Consider the following 17,068-nt stretch of genomic DNA (forward strand, 5'->3'; position numbering starts at 1 on the left):
TCTTCATTTTTCTTTTCTTTCTTGTTTAATGGTTATCCACATAGCAATTATCATTAAAATATTGGCTAAAGGGTTTAACAATGACCTAAAGGTTAAGTTGCTAAAATCTAATTCTAAAGTATTAATTATGAATATAATAATGAATGCAAAAATTAAAACCCAAGCAATTTTTTCTTTATTCATGATTACAAATTTTCAAGTATTTTTTTCAGCACAGTCTGTGCTGAAAAGGTTCTATTATTCGCCTGCTCAATTACTATGGATTGTTCACTGTCCAAAACTTCATCGGTTACAATTACATTTCTTCTTACCGGTAAACAATGCATAAATTTAGCATTCCCTAATTTCTTTTTGGTAATTGTCCAGTTTTTATCTTCATTCAATACTTTTCCATAATCAGAATAACTGCTCCAGTTTTTTACATATACAAAATCAGCACCTTCCAAAGCTTTGTTTTGGTCGTGCTCAATTTTAGAGTCTTTGGTAATTCTAGTATCCAATTCGTATCCTTTGGGATGAGTAATTACAAAATCAGCATCTTGCAATTGCATCATTTGTACAAAGGAATTGGCAACGGCATGGGGTAATGCTCTAGGGTGCGGCGCCCAAGACAACACAACTTTGGGTTTCTTTTTTGTATTTGCTTCATTCAATGTAATAGCATCGGCCAAAGCCTGTAAAGGATGCCCAACCGAACTTTCCATATTTACAATGGGTACTGTGGCATATTTTGTAAAGGCCATTAAAACCTCTTCTGATTCGTCTTGCTTTTTATCTTCTAATGAAGCAAAAGCACGTATGGCAATGATATCAGCATATTGTGAAACCACTTGGGCGGCCTCTTTTACATGTTCTGCCTTGCCTTGGTCCATTATTGTTCCATCAACATATTCCAATGCCCAGCCTTCTCCACCAAAATTCATGACAATGACATCCATCCCAAGATTAATTGCAGCCTTTTGGGTACTCAATCGGGTTCTTAAGCTATTATTAAAAAACAACAGGCAAATGGTTTTTCCTTCTCCCAAGGTTTTAAACTGGGTGGGATTGGCCTTTATATCTCTTGCTTCTTTTACCCAATCTGTAAGGTTATCTATATCGTTGACTGACAAATAATGCTTCATGGTCTACTTAATTTTTGTGTAAGCGCTAGTTCCTTTAATAGCAGAAGTAATAAAATTATCTTGGAGTCCGTTCACGATCCAAGTTTCAATGTTGGATTGCTTCGCAATGGTAATGGCATCAATTTTTGATTGCATACCGCCCGTACCATGACTTGATTTTCCTTCACTGATTTCAGTCGTTAAATCTGAAATATCGGAGACTGATTTAATAGTTTCCGGACTTCCATTTTCTAAAGATGCTTTGGTGTAAATGCCGTTTGTATTGGTAGCGATAATTAATAAATCTGCCTTTAAAAGGGATGCGGTCAATGCTGCTAGTTTATCATTGTCACCAAATTTAATCTCATCGGTGGCAACAGTGTCATTTTCATTGATGATTGGAATAAAATTATTTTGGACCAGTACATCAATTGTGTTTTTTATATTCTCTTTGGAAGCTGGTTTTTCAAAATCGGAATAGGACAACAAACATTGGGAAGTGAACAATCCCAGCTCTCTAAAACTTTCTTGGAACATTCGCATTAAATGGGGCTGACCTATGGCAGCCAGGGCCTGTTTTACAGTGATTTCTTGTCCATTATGCTCCAATTTTACGAATTGTTTAGCTGCGGCAATAGCACCTGAGCTTACCACAATGAATTCATATTCATTATTGAGACTGGCAATTTGCCTACCAATATCCTCAATTTTACCTCGGGAAATATGATTGGTTTCCTTGGTAAGGGTATTGGAACCTATTTTTAGTAAAACTCGTTTTTTGCTCATTATTCTCTAATTTGTCCATCACCATGAACATACCATTTGTTCGTTACCAAATGCTGCAAGCCCATAGGACCTCGTTGGTGTAATTTATTCGTGCTTATGGCCAATTCCCCTCCCAATCCAAACTGAAAACCATCGGTAAAACGGGTTGATGCATTTTGGTATACTGCTGCAGAATCCACAGAGTTCATAAAGTCATAAGCTGTTTCATTGTTCTTGCTGATAATTACAGCAGAATGGCCTCCTCCATATTTGTTTATTTTTTCAATTGCCTCATTGAGGTCATTGACTTGCCCAATTACAATTTTATAATCCAAAAATTCCTCGTACCAAATAGCTTCTTCCGTAAGTTCTGAAACATCATCCATAGAACTAAAATTACCATCGGCTAAAATCTCAACATTATGTTCCTTTAGTTTTGAAATTAGTCTGGTAACAAAAGCTTCTTTCTCAGGGAAAGCTTCATCAATTAGAACTTTATCCAACGCATTACAGGCCGATATTTTTGCCGTTTTTGCATTGATAATAATTTCCAAAGCCATTTTGGCATCAGCTTCCTTATCAACATATAAAAAGTTGTTGCCACGACCACTAACAATCACGGGGCAAGTGGCATGCTTTTTTACAAAGGCTATCAATTTTTCGCCACCACGTGGTACAATCAGATCTATTTTCTGAGTTGGATTTTCTAGGAAAGCCTGCGTTTCTGTTCTATTGTACTGCAAATAGGTAACCCAATCGGTAATGGCACCATTTTCCCGTAATGCTTTGTGCCATAAATCCACCAAAACCAGATTACTTTGTACAGATTCCTTACCACCTTTCAATAAGATTTTATTCCCTGATTTAAAGGCAATGCCTGCGGCTTCAATGGTAACGTCTGGCCTAGATTCATAAATAATTAAAATAGTCCCAAAAGGAGCTGTTTTATTACTGATATGCATTCCGTTTTCATGTGTAAACCGAAACCTTTCAATGCCCAAGGGGTCCTCTAAAGCAGCCAATTGATCAAGGGAATCTATCATGCCTTCAATTTTGCTGTGATCAACCTTTAAGCGATCTCTCATAGCAATATCGTCTCCGTCATAACTATCCATATCCTTTTTGTTGGCATCCAGAATACGAGCTTCCTCCTCTTTCACCAGTTTTGACATGGTATTCAGAACAGCGTTTCGGGTCTGTATGTCTAAATATAAACTCACTGCAATTCTACTTTTAAAGCGTCAAAAAATAGGTCTATATCGTGCTGGGTGATGTTCAACGGAGGTAAAATTCTTAATAGATGCTTGTTTTTGGCACCACCTGTGAATATGGACTGATTGAAAATCATTTTTTTTCTAAGTTCAGCTACTTCAAAATCAAATTCCAGTCCCAACATTAATCCTCTTCCTTTTACTTTCTTCACTTGGGGGATGGCTATCGCCTTGGCTTTAAAATAGTCATAGAGGCTAGCGGCGTTCTTCATCAAATTCTCCTTTTTCATTACTTCCAATACAGCAATTGATGCCGCGCAAGCCAAATGATTGCCCCCAAAAGTAGTTCCCAAAACTCCATGGGACGCTTTAATGTCTTCATGAATTAGAACCCCACCAACAGGAAATCCATTGCCCATGCCTTTGGCAATGGTAATGATATCTGGTTGTACTTTATGATGTTGGAAAGCAAAGAATTTTCCACTTCTCCCATAACCACACTGTATTTCATCAGCAATTAAAAGCGCCCCATTTTTTTTACATAATTTGGCAATACCTTTAAAGAATTCCGGAGAGGGTTCATCTAAACCGCCAATGCCTTGAATGGCTTCTAAAATAACAGCACAAACATCACCTTTTTCTATCTCTGATATAAAAGCATCCATATCTTCAAAAGGTAAAAAAGTTACTTTTTGTTGTTTGTTGATAGGTGCATTTATTTTTTCATTATCGGTTGCTGCAACTGCTGCCGAAGTTCTTCCGTGAAAACTATTGCTAAAGGATATAACCCTTGATTTCCCTGTTTGAAAGGACGCCAATTTTAAGGCGTTTTCGTTGGCCTCTGCACCCGAATTACATAAGAACAGATTATAATCTTTGCAGCCGGATAACTTTCCCAGAGCGGTTGCCAATTCTTGTTGTTTAGGGTTTTTTATATAGTTACTGTAAAAACCAATATGATCCAATTGCTCTTTTACTGTTTTAAGATAATGAGGATGGGAATGCCCAATGGAAATAACCCCATGACCACCATAAAAATCTAAATATTCTTTTCCTTTATTATCTGTAACAATATTTCCTTTGGCAGAAACCGGGGTTACATCATATAGAGGGTATACATCAAACATTTTCATAACTTTCTTTTTCTAAGCTTTTATCATTTCAAATCCTCCCGATTGATGGGAAAAGGCGAGAAATCTTCTAGATATCTCACGTTCGTTCGATATGACAATCTAGTTCTATCTTATAATTGTTTTGTTTTTATCTGACTTATTTTTTCAAAAGAAGTCACTATTCCTCTAATTAGAGAGGAGCTCAATCCTTGGTGTTCCATTTCGTTTAATCCTTCTATGGTACATCCTTTGGGAGTGGTTACCTTATCAATTTCCGCTTCGGGATGACTATTGGATTCAATTAACAAACTGGCAGCTCCACTACAGGTATGCATGGCCAGTTCTTGTGCCTCTTTGGCATCAAAACCTAATTGAATGGCTCCTTGGGTCGTTGCTCGTATTAAGCGCATCCAGAAAGCAATCCCACTTGCGCATATAACCGTAGCTGCTTGCATTTGCTCTTCGGGAATTTCCATGGAATGGCCCATTCGGTCAAAAATGGCCTTGGCCAAATCTATTTTCTTTTTGCCTTTTTCATTGGCACAAATACAGGTCATGGATTTCCCAACCGAAATGGCCGTATTGGGCATGCTCCTTATGATATGATGTTCTGCTCCCAGTATTCCTTCAATTTTAGCGATATTAAATCCAGTGATTGTGGAAATGATAACGTGATTCTCGGTAAGGGAGCCTTTAACGTCCTCTAAAATCTTTTCTAGGTGACCTGGCTGCACAGCAAAAATTAGAATGTCCGAGTTTTTGACGGCTTTTTGGTTATCCGAAGTAACAGTGACATTTCCATATTTTTCATATTCTTGAATGTCGGTCGTATTTCTTTTGGTCAAATACATGGTTGTTGCACCATTGGAATGTAAGATTCCCTTGGCAATTGCCAATCCTAAATTTCCGGCCCCTATGATTGCTATTTTCATATTATTTCTTTTAAAAGTCCTTTGTTTGTGGCACTAGGTTCCAATAAATCCCAGAGATTTCCATATAAATCTTCAAATACTGCCACTGTTCCATATTCTTCAACTATTGGCTTCCTTACAAATGTTACTTTTTTATTGGTCATGGCATTGTAGTCCCTCCAAAAATCATCTGTGAACAGAAAAAGGAAAACTCTTCCACCAGATTGGTCACCTATACTTTTGGATTGTCTTTCATTGGCTGCTTTTGCCAATAAGAGTGAACATTCATTAGCGCCTGGTGGGGATACGACCACCCATCTTTTTTCGTCAGTAAGTCTTGTATCTTCCACTAGTTTAAAATTCAGTTTTTTAGTGTAAAACTCTATGGCTTCATCATAATCCTCCACTACCAGTGCTATATGCGCTATTTTCTGTTTCATTTGAATGATTTAAAAAGCCCCTCCTTTTAATTGTAATCCTTCACTTTCATCAAAACCGAACATTAGATTCATGTTTTGTATCGCTTGCCCAGATGCTCCCTTTAAAAGGTTGTCAATGGCAGAAGTTATCAATAGAATACCTTCATGTTTATGTAAATGAATATGACATTGATTTGTATTTACTATTTGTTTTAGGTGTATGGGTTCATCTGCAATATGAGTGAATACAGCATCCGCATAAAAATCTTGATAAATTGTTTTTGCCTCTTCCAAAGAACCACTGAACTGGGTATACGCAGTTGCGAAAATTCCCCTAGTGAAATTTCCCCTATTGGGAAGGAAAAACAATTCTCCTATTTCATTTCCAAAAGAATTCAAACTTTCTCCTATTTCCCCCAGATGTTGGTGCGTAAAGGGTTTGTACCAACTTGCATTATTGTTCCGCCAACTAAAATGAGTAGTATCGGAGGGTTTTACACCCGCACCCGTACTGCCGGTTACCGCATTGATATGTACTTGGTTGTGCAATAAACCTGCTTTTGCCAGTGGTAATAACCCTAACTGAATTGCTGTTGCAAAACACCCTGGATTTGCAATATAATTACTTGTTTTTATTTTCTCTTTATTGGTTTCTGGTAAACCATAGGTGTAGGCATTCCCATTAAAGACAGCATCATTCTCTAATCTAAAATCGTTACTCAGATCAATAATTTTTGTGGTAGTTGAAAAACTTTGTCCATTTAAGAATTCTATGGAATTCCCATGTCCCAAACATAAGAAAACGACCTCAACGTTTGGATTTATACTTCCCGTAAAAGTTAAATCTGTACTTCCCAATACATCTGGATGAGCAGATGCAATAGACTTGCCAGCCCTTGTGGTACTGTACACAAAGTCAATTTCTGCCTTTGGATGGTTTAAGAGTATTCGTATTAATTCTCCACCGGTATAGCCCGACCCCCCTATGATTCCTATTTTAATCATGACTTCCGTTTACGTGGGTTGAAATTTTTCCTGCGTTGGACAAAATTTTAATGAAACCTTTTGCATCATTAGCTGTCCAACCTTTGTTTACTTCGCCATAAGTGCCAAAAGAAGCATTCATTAGGTCGTGCTTGGAGTTGATTCCGTTCAATTCAAATCGGTAGGGATGTAAGGTTGCCAAAACATCACCTGAAACATTACGCTGTGTGTCGGTCAAGAAGGCTTCAATATTTCTCATTACTTCATCCAAATAATTTCCTTCGTGCAATAACATACCATAGAAATTCCCTTGTTGTTCTTTTTGGAATTGTTGCCATTTGCTCAAAGTGTGTTTTTCCAACAAGTGGTGTGCTTTTATAATCAATAGGGGAGCAGCGGCTTCAAAACCAACTCGACCTTTGATCCCTATGATGGTGTCACCAACATGAATATCTCTTCCGATACCATATTTGGATGCAATGCTTTCCAATTTAATAATATTATTGACGGGCGTATCGGTTTTTCCATCAATGGCAACCAACTCTCCTTTTTCAAAGGTCAATTTTATATCGGATGGAGTTTGCTCCGTTACCTGGCTAGGGAAAGCACTCTCTGGTAAATTCTTATCCGAAGTCAACGTTTCTTCACCCCCTACGGATGTTCCCCATAGCCCCCTGTTAATGGAGTATTTTGCTTTTTCCCAAGAGTAGTCCACCCCGTTTTTTTGAAGATACTCTATCTCTACCTCTCTAGCGAGGGTATTATCTCTAATTGGCGTGATGATTTTAATCTCTGGTGCTATGATTTGGAAAATCATATCAAAACGTACTTGGTCGTTCCCAGCACCCGTACTGCCATGGGCAATATATTTGGCACCTATTTTCTTGGCATGTTTTACGATTTCTATTGCCTGTACAATTCGCTCTGCACTTACGGATAGGGGGTACGTGTTGTTTTTTAGCACATTACCAAAGATGAGGTATTTTACCACTTTATCGTAAAAGGTCTGTACCGCATCAATAGAGGTGTATGTTGTTGCTCCTAATTGGATTGCTTTTTCTTTAATGGAAGCAATTTCCTTAGTAGAAAACCCACCTGTGTTTACACTTACCGCATGTACTTCGTATCCTTTGTCCTGTGAGAGGTATTTTGCGCAGTAGGACGTGTCCAATCCACCACTATATGCTAATACTAATTTGCTCATAATTTATATTCTTAATGCTTTGTCATTTCGAATCCCTTTTTGGGTGAGAAATCCTATAGATGTCTATTTTCATTCTATATGACAGTATTATTTTTTTTGTTCTTTATTCTCTAATTCCTTTAGCTTCCTATTTTCTATAGCTTTAAGCCGTTGCTTTTCTTTTCTAAGATTTTCTTTTGATTCAGGGTCGTACAAAAGTCCAGTGCACAAACACATTTTACGCTCTGTACGAGTTAAAATGTCAAAATTCTTACAAGTTTGGCATCCTTTCCAGAATTCAGGGTCATCTGTTAATTCGGAAAAAGTAACTGGCTTAAAACCCAATGAGTAATTCATTTTCATAACGGCCAATCCAGTCGTAATACTAAAAATTTTGGCATCGGGAAATTTCTCTCTCGAAAGCTTAAAAATGGCATTCTTAATTTTTTTTGCCAATCCTTGGTTTCTATAATCAGGATGGACAATTAAACCCGAATTTGCCACAAAATCCTTGTTTCCCCAGACCTCTATATAACAGAACCCGGCAAATTTTTTGCCATCCAGGGCAATAATGGCGTTCCCATTTCTTAATCGTTGAAGAATATACTCTGGGGTACGTTTGGCAATACCCGTTCCACGAACTTTTGCAGAGTCTGCAATAGTATCGCAAATTATCTGGGCATATTGAAAATGAGACTCATTAGCAATTGTAATTTTCATTGCTAGTTATTGGTATTAAATAAATTGAAATAATGATTTTGAAACTTTGCGGAAATGGACTCACCTATTTCCATAACAGAAAACACCCTTACGGGCGACGGCGAGTTGGGGTAAACGAACGAACAGGAGCAAAGATGCTCTCAAAAGTGAATATGTCTTTTTGTTCTTTCATGGAAGGTCAAAAGTACAAATTATATTGGATTCTTACAGTTAGAACGCTATTTTTTGAAAAATATCACATTATTGTCATTGAATTTTAAATATTTTCTTGAGGTCAAATCTATTATGTTTCACTAATTCATAGGCCAAATAAGAAAAGGCGACCAAATATTCCAGTGCTATGAGCCATAGGTTTTCCTTAAAATCGGCATTGGAATACGCAAAGTAACTTAGTACCACTGTGCCAGACCAAACAATGGCAAAACGATAGTCTGTAAATACCGCTAATAACAAAAGTGATAGTATATACCAAGGATGTACCGTGGCAGATAAGAAATAGTAAAAGGTCAAGACCAAAAGCATGGATTGAAACAGGGTGCTTAATTTTTTGTTATCCTTTAAAAAAGTTAGGCTTATTGTACATGCAATAACAAGAAAAGGAATTATATCCCCATATTCTTTTATAAGTTTCCAAGGTTTGGCCTCGTAATAGGTTACGGCAAGCTTTTTAATGGCATTGTAGAACCCTGCATTGAACTCAAAATTTGAAAACCATAGGTCAACCGTGGCGGAATAGTTGGTGACGAATTCTGGGGAGTAAAAAGGTATAAGAGAAATTACAATGGTGAACCCGATAAGGGTATAAAAACCAATACTTTTTTTAAAGCCCAAATAGTTTAGGAAAAACGGTAAAAATAATAAAGGGACCAATTTCAATAAGATGGAAAATGCATATACTGGAGCTGCCAAAGCCCATTTTTTTAGGGAAACCAAATACATGGCCCAGACAAAGAAAAAGAGCATAACACCCTCAAAATGTAGATTGCCAGTGAGTTCTATTAGGACCAATGGATTTAAAAAATACCAAAAAATAAGGTGGGTAGGTTTGTTTAGGTTTTGCAATAATTTTTTTCCAAAAACCAGTATCCCTATATCTGCCAATATAATCATGACCCGCATGGCGATTATGGACCCTAAAATGCTTTTTCCTCCCAAAAATGCTGCGATAGTAAAAAGTAATTGATTTAGCGGAGGGTAATTACTAAAATGCTTTGCACTTAGACTGCCCATTCCATTTATGAGCTCTTGGGCATTGGCAATGGCAAAATTCTTTTGCTCAATTAATGCATTTGGAGTCTGTAAATAGGGATTTATACCTTTTTGGATAAGTTCCCCATCCCAAATAAAACGGTAAAAATCTTGGGAAAGATTGGGTTCTGCTATAAAAAAAACCAATCTAAAGAGTATCCCGACAACCACAAGGAACTTAAAGTTCCATTTTTCAAACTGCATAAGCTTATAGTATAGAAAAAAGAGAGCGGCAAAGAGAGTCAATAGTTTTATAAAATCTGTGCGCACCAAATCATACCCAAAACTGGCGTAAAATACCAAACTGCCCAGAACCATAAGGATTGGGATTTTATGGAGTTTAAAATAGGAAATAGCTTTTTTGCTCACTACTGGTGCTGTTTGGCTTGGTTATGAAATGAGCCATAACAATTGGTAATACCAACCGAAATGGTTAATGGTAAATATGTTTGACTTATAGAAAACAATGAAATTTACACATATGAAATGTAAGAAGAATAGAGGGATATTAAAAGAGTAAAGTACAGTTTAGCCGAATTTGACATAAAGGTTTTTTAACTGCATTGAGACTAATAGAAAGCATAACCTTCATATTCGATGTTAAACAAGGTTGATTCTTACTTCAATTAAATTAAATGCACCTTAAACCATGCATAAAACGTGATTTATTTTATTCAACTAACACCTTGTATACATTAGAATTTACCTTATTGGTCTTATTTATATCCATTTTTATTATTTCCCTATCATAAGTCATTAAACCATTGACTTCTCCCTCAACATCTGTGGTTTGTGTATAGATGGCCGCAGATAAGCCATTTTTGATCAGTGCTGGGATTTGATTTATTAGATTTGAATATGCCTCGAATAACTTCTCTTGATTTTCGATATTTCTATATCCCCAATTTTTATCTTTTTGCCATAAGTGACTTTTCATGACCAAGCCTAAACCTCCAAATTCTCCCAGGACCATAGACCTGTCTTTAAACATTATTGGTGCATGTAAATTCCTATTTGGCATTCCTGGACCAGGATAAACATGTGTGTCTATCATGTGGCCTACAGGGAAATAATTACCACCACTAGGACCATTTACCAGACGGGAAGTGTCATAGTCCATGGTCCAGTTTATAATGTTTTCTGTATCAAATTGGCCCCATGCCTCATTAAAAGGGACCCAAATTACAATAGATGGATTGTTGTAGTTGGCATCCATTATATTCTTCCATTCTTTTCGATATTGATGGGCAGATTGTGGTTTTCTTTTGTCTTCTGTCCAATCATATCCCGAGGGGCCTTTCCATGTGCCCAAACCATCTCCATTGGGCATGTCTTGCCAAACCAGCATTCCTATTTGATCACAGTGATAGTACCATCGAGCCGGTTCTACCTTTACATGCTTTCTAATGGTATTAAAACCCAGTTTCTTTGTGGTTTCAATATCAAATTTTAAAGCTTCATCTGTGGGTGCAGTATATAGACCATCTGGCCACCAACCTTGATCTAGTGTTCCAAAATGAAATAGAAATTCGTTGTTCAACATAAGGCGTTGATTTCCATTCTTATCTTTTCCAAGAGCTATCTTTCGCATCCCAAAATAACTTTTAATACGATCTACAGTTTTGCTGTTTTCTTCGAAACTCACTTCAATGTCATATAAATGAGGATTGTTGGGTGACCAAAGTTTCTGATCTTTAATATTCAATTTTACCCTTTCTCCAAAAGAAGCTTTTTTCATAACAACTTCTTTATTTCCATCAAAAACCTTGATGGTTAAACAATTCTCTTTCGGGTGAAAAACACTGTTCTTTATAACCACGGATAACGAACTATTATCAATATCAGGTGTCATTTTTAAAGAAGATATGGATTTACTTGGTACAGGTTCTAACCAAACGGTTTGCCATATTCCGGAAACAGGTGTGTAAAAAATACCTTCAGGATTTGTTTTTTGCTTTCCTATTGGTTGTGATCCCGTACTGGTGGGGTCCCAAACAGCAACTGTTATTACTTGTTTCCCCGATTCATGAAGTGCTTTGGTAACATCAAATGAGAAAGGATCGTACCCGCCTTGGTGCATGCCCATTTTTTGCCCATTTACATATACAGTTGCCTCCCAATCTACAGCACCAAAATGGAGCATTATTTGTTGGCCAGACCATTTGGCAGGTATTTCAAAATTGCGTTGATACCACAAAACATTTTGATCAGATACGTTTTTTTGAACGCCAGATAGTTTGGATTCAATTGGATAAGGTACAAGTATCTGGTCTTCAAAATTATTTGGTGTATTGCCTTCTGGTAAAATAATGTAGTCCCATAGACCATTTAGATTTTTCCACTCCTTACGTACCATTTGTGGACGAGGATATTCCTTTAGAGTATTTTCAGGAGTTACATGTTGTGCCCATCTACTTTGAATATGCTCTTCCTTATTTTGACTATAGGACAAACAGGAAATAGAGAGGAAAAGGGTTAAAAAGAGAATTTTTTTATTCATGAATTTTGCAATTAACAAGTTGGTTTGATCCTCACTTTTTATGTTGTCTAAAGGAACATTAAACAAAGTAAGGTTTGGCTTTTAAAATTAATGAATTTATTCATGGATTTTGGAAAGACAAGTAGATCTGTGTCAAATTGCTTTTTAGCGATTGTTGTAAAAAGTGTTCGGCTTGGGCCGGCAGCGCCAAAGCTGTATTTGGCAAAAGGTCCTGTAAATAATTTGGTTAAGCGGGGGCATTGTATATGGTTTGTTACGTGTTTTAAACACCTAAATAAGCTAAATACCAACCGAATAGAAAATCCGCGAGGACTTTCGTAAGTAGGCTAGAATTAGTAATGAATTATATACGGCGTTACCGTACATTTTTAACACATATAATATCCGACTTCTATTGATATTTGGGTATTATTTAATTTTTCAACAACTAATGTCATATCACAATACCTGTCAATTTGAAAATCATAATATTTTTGATTCTCTGATTGTTCTATTTCAAAATTTCTTTTTTCTAATAACTCCTTAATGAAATCAAAGTCAGATTTATGAAATAATTTTTTAGCAATCCACAATGCTTTTTTGAAAATTTCACTTTCGTCATTTAAATTTAGTTCTGAATTGTTTAGTATTAAATTTCCGTAAAATGAAAAATGAGCACAACCTCCTCTTGTTGCAATTAATGTATTTCCGTTGTCAAGTTTTATTGTAGCTTTTTTTTGTATGCTATCCCAAACGTAATCAGAAAATTCAGGTATTTCTTCAAGAAAATCATCGGTTTGAGTATTTAAGTCAAATGTACAGTCATCTTCGTTAAAATCCGATTCCGATTCAATTTCGGTTGTTTCTGTATTTTCGTTATTGGGAATTTTAATATCATTTTTCACACCTTTTGCAAAGTCATACACTTCAATTCCGAAATAAGTAATACCGATAATTATAATTCCAATTATTGTTATTAAAATTCCTTTTTTCATTAGTCTTGTCAAATGTGTGATAACGTTCAGGCTATGATTAGTGCGGCGCAGAAATCCGACTGATTTCCAGCTACGCGCTAAGCAAAAGCTTTTGGTTTTGATTTATTTTTTTCTCCAAAGCAAAATCCTAAAGATTTTGCGACATTATAAATATACACAGACCTTAGCTTAAAGCCCATAAGTCCTTATTAATTACGGGTATTGTTACATTCTGTAGCGACACTTTCGAGTAAGAACGAAATATTCTGTCTCTATTTTTTATTCCGGGAGAGTAAATTCCATAAACCTAACCTAGCTCAGGTCCATCTGTATTTTTGTTTACGTTTTTTTGCATAATTCCCTTGACTCTTTACTTTTTTCTTAGAGTATAAATTATAGGACCAATAATTATTTATTGGTCCGACTTTTTTTTAAATCGCTGTAACTTTTATAGGCAATTCCAGCGCTAGCTATTGAGCCAGAAATACCAATAAAATACTGTTTTGAAAACAAGAAAAAGATTCCGGCAATAAATCCAATTATGCCTATTATTAGTCCCATTTTTGATGCGTTTACTTTATTTTTATTCACTTTTTATTTTTTTAAGCTATTTTAGCATACACAAGGTACTAATTAATAATAAGATAGGGTTCAAGGGGAATTAAGGGTGTTTCAAGAGAAAAAATGTAAAAAACCCGCTACATTGGTAGCGGGTTCTTTTTTTGTATAAACTTATGGTTTAAAAATAATAGGAAAGCCCAAAAAGTAGGTCAGAAGAATTTAGGCTAAAATTAAAATTGCTTGCTTTTCCCGATTGATCAAAAGTGCCACTGTCACTTTTAAGCTCGGAATCGGTCTTGGTATATCCTAAGAACCCAATCCCAGTTTCCAAAGCCAGTTTTTTTGACACAAAATAGGTAATGCCCGGTCTAATGCCAATAAAATAACTGTTGTTCTTACGTTCATTGATAACCATATTGTTATTTTCATCGTCGCTGGTATTTTTGGTCTTGGAAAATCCAACCTCTCCCTGTGTGTAGAACGCCAGTTTTTCACCTAAAGGGAAATAGCCTCTTATATAGGGGGCAATGGTAAATGTTCTACTATCGTTGGAAGTAAAATTATTGATAGCTCCTTCGTTCGCCGATAAAATCTCTGATTTTGAATAGCCGTAGCCAAGACCTAATCCTGTGATTATATTTTTTCCTACTGCATACCCTACATTTGGGAAGAATGAAATGGACGTGTTTTCATTTTCCCGTATTTGGGATGCATCATTGTTGTCATTTTTAGAAACCCTAAAGGATAAATTGCCACCTACATTCCAGGTGCCTTTTTCTATGATTAACTTCTCTTTTTGGGATTCTTGTGCAGTAAGCGATCCAACACCTAACAAAGCAACTACTAGTACTACTTTTTTCATTTTTAATTGATTTAATGTTAAGTAGATTGGACATCAAGTATTGTTCCAAGCAGGTGTGCAAAGTTGTGAATTGACATTAGTTTAACAAGTCCAATAAATTCAACATTTACGCAAGCTTCATTGAATCAACTTGTTGCGGACATAAGGTTAACTATATGAAAATTTCTTGGCAATGGAAAAAGAACACCATTACACCTTTTAGCTGTATTTATATGAAAATAAGCCCAATGATAATAGAGCTTTTCTTGAAAGAAGAATTTAAAAAATTATGCCTTCGCAGTAAGCGATTTAAAGAAGACAAACCCAAAGCCCAAGAATAACATTAAATGAAAAGGAAAGAGTCCAAAATCATTTAAAGGAACTGCACTGTACATGCCAAACAAGAAGTAAAGCATTAAGGCAAATTCCAAAATCATGTTGGGAGATAATTTTTTGGCCAGATATTTATTGCCTTTCCAACTATCTGTAAGATTGTTAATATTGAATTTTGGAGTACGTACAAATTCACTTCTTTTTCCCATATGGCCTTCCAAAACGGCAACAGTATTGTGTAAGGAGAATCCCAATGCCACAGAGAAGAACGTAAAGAAGAGTTTTATATAATCCACAAAATTATCAAAACCACTTCCCTGTATGCTCTTATAGGTAAACCAATAACAGACAAAAAGAATAATGGTGCTTATGATAAAGAAGCTGGTCACCTCAAAAACAATCCCTAAGTGACCATAAATATTTTTAATGTACAACATGGGAATACTCAATAGAGCCACAATAAATACACATAAGAACATGGAACTGTTCAAAAGGTGCATAACTCCATGGAATTTTGTCTTAAATGGAATATTCTTGGCAGTAATAACACTCCAAACCGTTTTTCTAAAGTTTTCTGCACCACCCTTGTTCCATCTAAATTGCTGCGAACGTGCAGCACTTATTACTACAGGAAGTTCAGCTGGAGTCTCTACATCTTCCAAATATTTAAACTTCCAATTTTTTAATTGGGCACGGTAGCTAAGATCTAGGTCTTCCGTTAAGGTGTCACCTTCCCAGTTCCCCGCATCCAAGATGCACTCTTTTCTCCAGATACCGGCTGTACCGTTAAAGTTGATAAAATGTCCTTTAGAGTTTCTACCTACTTGCTCAAGGGTAAAATGGGCATCCAGAGCAAAAGCCTGAATCCTTGTCAACGTAGAATAATCACGGTTGATATGTCCCCAACGGGTCTGTACCACCCCAATTTCTTCATCTTTAAAGTAGATGACCGTTTTCTTTAACCAATCGCTCTCTGGCAAGAAATCCGCATCAAAAATGGCAATAAACTGCCCTTTGGCAATTTCCAAGCCTTCTTTAAGAGCACCTGCTTTATATCCCTGTCTATTTTCTCGGCGGATATGTTTAATATCCAACCCTGTTTTTTGTAGTTCTTTAATTCTTTCTGCAGTATCCAAAACTGAATCGTCCGTGGAATCATCCAAAACCTGAATTTCCAACTTGCTTTTTGGATACTCTATTTTAGCAATATTTTCCAACAAACGTTCCACAACATATTCTTCATTGTATATTGGAAGCTGTATGGTAACGTATGGAATTTCCTTGGGATCCAATAGATTGTATTTGGGAGCAACTTGATTTCTTTTTTTATAGCCAAGGTAGTTGATCAAAAGATTCAATTGAGCAAGGCTATAAAAGAATATCAATAACAGTGCAATACTGTAAATAGCGATAATGATATAAGCAATTGTTAGTCCCATTTTATTTTAAACTATATTTAAAAATCCAACCTAGAATCTTTACGCCTGCAAAGATACTACCTTTTACTGTACCAGATACTTTTGATACCCCAATTCTTTTTTTATAACGCACTGGTACTTCGACATATGTTAGTTTCTTTTTAAGTGCTTTCAACTGCATTTCCACTGTCCACCCATAAGTCTTGTCCGCCATATGCAACGTTAACAATTTAGGATATTTTATGGCTCTAAAGGGTCCCAAGTCGGTAAATTCTGCTCCGAAAAACAGATTCATCAAAAAAGTGGCCAGTTTATTGCCAAATATTTGCTGAGGAGTCATGGAATTTGCCTCTCTTAACTCCTTTACCCGTGATCCAATTACAAAATCAACGTCTTTTTCAATGATCGGTTGTACAATTTTTGAAAGCTCTTCTGGGTAATCAGAATAGTCTCCGTCAATAAATACGATAATATCTGGCTTCTTGGATTGTTTGGCAATATAATCCATGCCACAAAGGCATGCATAGCCATAGCCTTTTCTTATTTCTGTTAGTACGGTAGCACCAGCTTCTTTGGCATTTTCAGCGGTTTTGTCCGTGGAATTGTTGTTTACAACAATAACTTCTGAAACCATGTTGGGAATTTCAGCAATGACCTTGGCTATGGAGTCAGCTTCATTGTAAGCGGGAATAATTACCTTGATATCTGGCATAAAATAAACTTAGGGGCAAAAATCGGATTTTTTGGTTAAAATATGTGTGGAATGTCAATTCGAAATAAGATATAAAATATCCATTGAGAAATCT

At 36.2% G+C, this 17,068-nt stretch carries 17 protein-coding genes; all 17 read right to left on the reverse strand.

Annotated features, from left to right (window positions below; genetic code table 11):
- Positions 1 to 3 precede the first annotated feature (3 nt).
- The 17 genes from GGR42_RS11490 to GGR42_RS11570 all read right to left on the reverse strand — a co-directional run bounded on the left by GGR42_RS11490 (position 4) and on the right by GGR42_RS11570 (position 16,974).
- Entirely contained in the window at positions 4 to 183 is a 180-nt protein-coding gene (locus GGR42_RS11490) for a hypothetical protein (RefSeq protein WP_167964032.1), read from the reverse strand.
- Positions 184 to 185: 2 nt separating this feature from the next.
- Positions 186 to 1,124: an N-acetylornithine carbamoyltransferase gene (locus GGR42_RS11495; RefSeq protein ID WP_167964034.1), complete on the reverse strand. Its 939-nt coding sequence runs from the start codon at positions 1,122 to 1,124 to the stop codon at positions 186 to 188.
- A 3-nt stretch (positions 1,125 to 1,127) separates the two neighbouring features.
- Positions 1,128 to 1,889, reverse strand: coding sequence for a glutamate 5-kinase (proB, locus tag GGR42_RS11500; protein ID WP_167964036.1), 762 nt, complete (start codon positions 1,887 to 1,889; stop codon positions 1,128 to 1,130).
- Positions 1,889 to 3,088: a glutamate-5-semialdehyde dehydrogenase gene (locus GGR42_RS11505; RefSeq protein ID WP_167964038.1), complete on the reverse strand. Its 1,200-nt coding sequence runs from the start codon at positions 3,086 to 3,088 to the stop codon at positions 1,889 to 1,891. Before GGR42_RS11505 ends, proB begins: the two co-directional genes overlap by 1 nt.
- On the reverse strand, positions 3,085 to 4,212 hold the full coding sequence (locus tag GGR42_RS11510; protein WP_167964040.1) for an aspartate aminotransferase family protein: 1,128 nt from the start codon (positions 4,210 to 4,212) through the stop codon (positions 3,085 to 3,087). The genes GGR42_RS11505 and GGR42_RS11510 overlap by 4 nt, the downstream gene beginning before the upstream one ends.
- Positions 4,213 to 4,322: 110 nt before the next feature.
- Positions 4,323 to 5,123 carry a pyrroline-5-carboxylate reductase gene (gene proC / locus GGR42_RS11515; protein ID WP_167964042.1) on the reverse strand — a complete coding sequence of 267 codons (801 nt, stop codon included), beginning with the start codon at positions 5,121 to 5,123 and terminating at the stop codon, positions 4,323 to 4,325.
- Positions 5,120 to 5,542 (reverse strand): VOC family protein, encoded by a 423-nt coding sequence (locus GGR42_RS11520; protein ID WP_167964044.1) that lies wholly within the window; start codon positions 5,540 to 5,542, stop codon positions 5,120 to 5,122. Before GGR42_RS11520 ends, proC begins: the two co-directional genes overlap by 4 nt.
- A gap of 9 nt (positions 5,543 to 5,551) precedes the next feature.
- Positions 5,552 to 6,526 carry an N-acetyl-gamma-glutamyl-phosphate reductase gene (argC, locus tag GGR42_RS11525; RefSeq protein ID WP_167964046.1) on the reverse strand — a complete coding sequence of 325 codons (975 nt, stop codon included), beginning with the start codon at positions 6,524 to 6,526 and terminating at the stop codon, positions 5,552 to 5,554.
- Positions 6,519 to 7,709: an argininosuccinate synthase gene (argG, locus tag GGR42_RS11530; protein WP_167964048.1), complete on the reverse strand. Its 1,191-nt coding sequence runs from the start codon at positions 7,707 to 7,709 to the stop codon at positions 6,519 to 6,521. Before argG ends, argC begins: the two co-directional genes overlap by 8 nt.
- Positions 7,710 to 7,796: 87 nt before the next feature.
- Positions 7,797 to 8,408: a GNAT family N-acetyltransferase gene (locus tag GGR42_RS11535; RefSeq protein ID WP_167964050.1), complete on the reverse strand. Its 612-nt coding sequence runs from the start codon at positions 8,406 to 8,408 to the stop codon at positions 7,797 to 7,799.
- Positions 8,409 to 8,654: 246 nt separating this feature from the next.
- Positions 8,655 to 10,025 (reverse strand): mannosyltransferase, encoded by a 1,371-nt coding sequence (locus GGR42_RS11540; RefSeq protein WP_317169682.1) that lies wholly within the window; start codon positions 10,023 to 10,025, stop codon positions 8,655 to 8,657.
- A 301-nt stretch (positions 10,026 to 10,326) separates the two neighbouring features.
- Positions 10,327 to 12,156, reverse strand: coding sequence for a glycoside hydrolase family 2 protein (locus tag GGR42_RS11545; RefSeq protein WP_167964052.1), 1,830 nt, complete (start codon positions 12,154 to 12,156; stop codon positions 10,327 to 10,329).
- Between the two features lie 368 nt (positions 12,157 to 12,524).
- Complete coding sequence (locus GGR42_RS11550) at positions 12,525 to 13,130, reverse strand: hypothetical protein (RefSeq protein ID WP_167964054.1); 606 nt, start codon at positions 13,128 to 13,130, stop codon at positions 12,525 to 12,527.
- A 387-nt stretch (positions 13,131 to 13,517) separates the two neighbouring features.
- Positions 13,518 to 13,700: a hypothetical protein gene (locus GGR42_RS11555; RefSeq protein WP_167964056.1), complete on the reverse strand. Its 183-nt coding sequence runs from the start codon at positions 13,698 to 13,700 to the stop codon at positions 13,518 to 13,520.
- 148 nt (positions 13,701 to 13,848) lie between these two features.
- Positions 13,849 to 14,532, reverse strand: a complete 684-nt coding sequence (locus GGR42_RS11560) for an outer membrane beta-barrel protein (RefSeq protein WP_167964058.1) — start codon at positions 14,530 to 14,532, stop codon at positions 13,849 to 13,851.
- Positions 14,533 to 14,798: 266 nt separating this feature from the next.
- A complete protein-coding gene (locus GGR42_RS11565) occupies positions 14,799 to 16,283 on the reverse strand; it encodes a cellulose synthase family protein (protein WP_167964060.1) in 1,485 nt (494 codons plus the stop codon).
- Position 16,284: 1 nt separating this feature from the next.
- On the reverse strand, positions 16,285 to 16,974 hold the full coding sequence (locus tag GGR42_RS11570; RefSeq protein ID WP_167964062.1) for a glycosyltransferase family 2 protein: 690 nt from the start codon (positions 16,972 to 16,974) through the stop codon (positions 16,285 to 16,287).
- Between the last annotated feature and the right edge of the window lie 94 nt (positions 16,975 to 17,068).

It is taken from the genome of Saonia flava, assembly GCF_011927795.1.
Classification (GTDB): domain Bacteria; phylum Bacteroidota; class Bacteroidia; order Flavobacteriales; family Flavobacteriaceae; genus Saonia; species Saonia flava.

Bases quoted from the DNA above. Each gene is read 5' to 3' on its own strand.
- GGR42_RS11550 (WP_167964054.1), bottom strand. From the start codon at position 13,130: ATGAAAAAAGGAATTTTAATAACAATAATTGGAATTATAATTATCGGT.
- GGR42_RS11510 (WP_167964040.1), bottom strand. From the start codon at position 4,212: ATGAAAATGTTTGATGTATACCCTCTATATGATGTAACCCCGGTTTCT.
- argC (WP_167964046.1), bottom strand. From the start codon at position 6,526: ATGATTAAAATAGGAATCATAGGGGGGTCGGGCTATACCGGTGGAGAA.
- GGR42_RS11490 (WP_167964032.1), bottom strand. From the start codon at position 183: ATGAATAAAGAAAAAATTGCTTGGGTTTTAATTTTTGCATTCATTATT.
- GGR42_RS11570 (WP_167964062.1), bottom strand. From the start codon at position 16,974: ATGCCAGATATCAAGGTAATTATTCCCGCTTACAATGAAGCTGACTCC.
- proC (WP_167964042.1), bottom strand. From the start codon at position 5,123: ATGAAAATAGCAATCATAGGGGCCGGAAATTTAGGATTGGCAATTGCC.
- argG (WP_167964048.1), bottom strand. From the start codon at position 7,709: ATGAGCAAATTAGTATTAGCATATAGTGGTGGATTGGACACGTCCTAC.
- GGR42_RS11565 (WP_167964060.1), bottom strand. From the start codon at position 16,283: ATGGGACTAACAATTGCTTATATCATTATCGCTATTTACAGTATTGCA.
- GGR42_RS11560 (WP_167964058.1), bottom strand. From the start codon at position 14,532: ATGAAAAAAGTAGTACTAGTAGTTGCTTTGTTAGGTGTTGGATCGCTT.
- proB (WP_167964036.1), bottom strand. From the start codon at position 1,889: ATGAGCAAAAAACGAGTTTTACTAAAAATAGGTTCCAATACCCTTACC.
- GGR42_RS11495 (WP_167964034.1), bottom strand. From the start codon at position 1,124: ATGAAGCATTATTTGTCAGTCAACGATATAGATAACCTTACAGATTGG.
- GGR42_RS11545 (WP_167964052.1), bottom strand. From the start codon at position 12,156: ATGAATAAAAAAATTCTCTTTTTAACCCTTTTCCTCTCTATTTCCTGT.
- GGR42_RS11535 (WP_167964050.1), bottom strand. From the start codon at position 8,408: ATGAAAATTACAATTGCTAATGAGTCTCATTTTCAATATGCCCAGATA.
- GGR42_RS11520 (WP_167964044.1), bottom strand. From the start codon at position 5,542: ATGAAACAGAAAATAGCGCATATAGCACTGGTAGTGGAGGATTATGAT.